Consider the following 1,707-nt stretch of genomic DNA (forward strand, 5'->3'; position numbering starts at 1 on the left):
GTGCTAACGCGCCGGGGTTTTTTTATGTCCGTCACAAAATACCTCACTTCAGCATCACGCTATTATAACTTTTGCTTATATCTAAGGTTTTTCCAGACTGAACCAAATCACTGATCTCCTGCTATATTCATTGTATAACCACAGGGGGAGAGCAGTATGAAACGTTTTAATGCGATAACACTTGCGTTGGCAAGTTCATTCTTCATAGCGCCAATTGCGTCTGCGCAACAAGGCTCTGAAGCTGAGAGTGTGGAAGAAGTCATTCAGGTGGTGGGTTCCCGATTGTCCATGCGCACAGCGACAGATGGTTCGGCGCCGGTAGATATTATTAGTGGCGAAGATTTAGCTGCAACAGGTATTACGGAAACAGCAAAGGCGCTTCAATACGCCGTACCAAGTTTCAATTACCCTTCATCATCTGTTACTGATGGTACGGACGCCGTTCGACCAGCTTCATTAAGAGGGTTGTCACCTGATCATACGCTGGTACTTATTAACGGTAAGCGACGCCATAGCTCAGCTTTGGTGCATCTAAACGGCACCACCGGACGCGGCAGTTCGAATGTAGACTTAAATGCGATTCCTATTGCGGCAATTAAGCGCATTGAGGTTTTAAGAGACGGAGCGGCAGCCCTTTATGGTTCTGATGCCATAGCGGGTGTGATTAATATCGTATTAAAAGACAATGACAGTGGCGGCAGTGCAAACTTTCAGGCCGGCCAGACGCATAAAGGCGATGGTGAGCAATGGAAACTGTCTGCAAGCTCCGGCTTTTCTATAGGCGATGACGGCGCTTTTACGTTATCAGGAGAGCTGCATCACAAAAACAGAACAAATCGAGCTGGCAATGATCCGCGTCAACAATACCCTGAACTGCCAAGCGGTGGGCTTGATCCCCGCGAACAGACTTTTGATAGACAAAGCTTTCACGTCGGTGATGCGGAATATGAAAATGCAGCTTTGTTTGCCAATCTTGACATCGGCATAGGTGACGGAAACTTTTACGCTTTTGGTGGTATTAGCGATCGCACGTCAGAGTCTGGTGCCTTCTACCGTCGTGCATTACAAAGCAATACATTAACCGAAATTTACCCTGACGGATTCTTGCCAATTTTAGCTCCCGACGTAAATGATTATTCTGCTTATGCCGGATACGAATGGGCTGTGGCCGAGTGGACACTAGATTTTAGCGGTGGTTATGGTTTCAGCAAATTCCAGTACAACGTTGAAAACTCTTTGAACGCATCTTTGGGTCCTGACTTAACACCAACTTCTTTTGAAGCCGGAACACTGGAAAACAGTGAAGCGAACCTGACATTTGATGCTCAGCGCTTCATTCCTTTTGCCAATAACTCCGAGCTTTCTCTTGCTATGGGTATTAGCTACCGTGAGAATTCTTATGAAGTCATTGCCGGCGATGAAGCCTCTTACATCAATGGTGGTTACCAGGATCGCCCAAGCGGAAGTCAGGGCTTCACAGGGTTCACGCCTGAGTCGGCGGTTGATGAATCGCGTGATAACCTTGGTGTATATGTAGAAGCTGAAAATCAACTCACTACTGACTTAATGTGGGGTGCAGCAATTCGTCATGAAGATTACTCCGACTTTGGTAACAATACGAGTTGGAAGCTTTCCGGAAGATACGATTTGACGGACAGAGTTGCGGTTCGTGGCGCCATTAATACAGGTTTCCGGGCACCGAGTGTT

At 47.0% G+C, this 1,707-nt stretch carries 1 protein-coding gene; it reads left to right on the plus strand.

From position 1 onward, the window contains the following. Positions 1-156: 156 nt before the first annotated feature. On the plus strand, positions 157-1,707 hold a 1,551-nt coding region (locus B3180_RS08025), incomplete at its 3' end, for a TonB-dependent receptor plug domain-containing protein (protein ID WP_286843928.1).

Source organism: Idiomarina sp. UBA4206 (assembly GCF_002383015.1).
In the GTDB taxonomy this organism is placed as follows: Bacteria; Pseudomonadota; Gammaproteobacteria; order Enterobacterales; family Alteromonadaceae; genus Idiomarina; species Idiomarina abyssalis.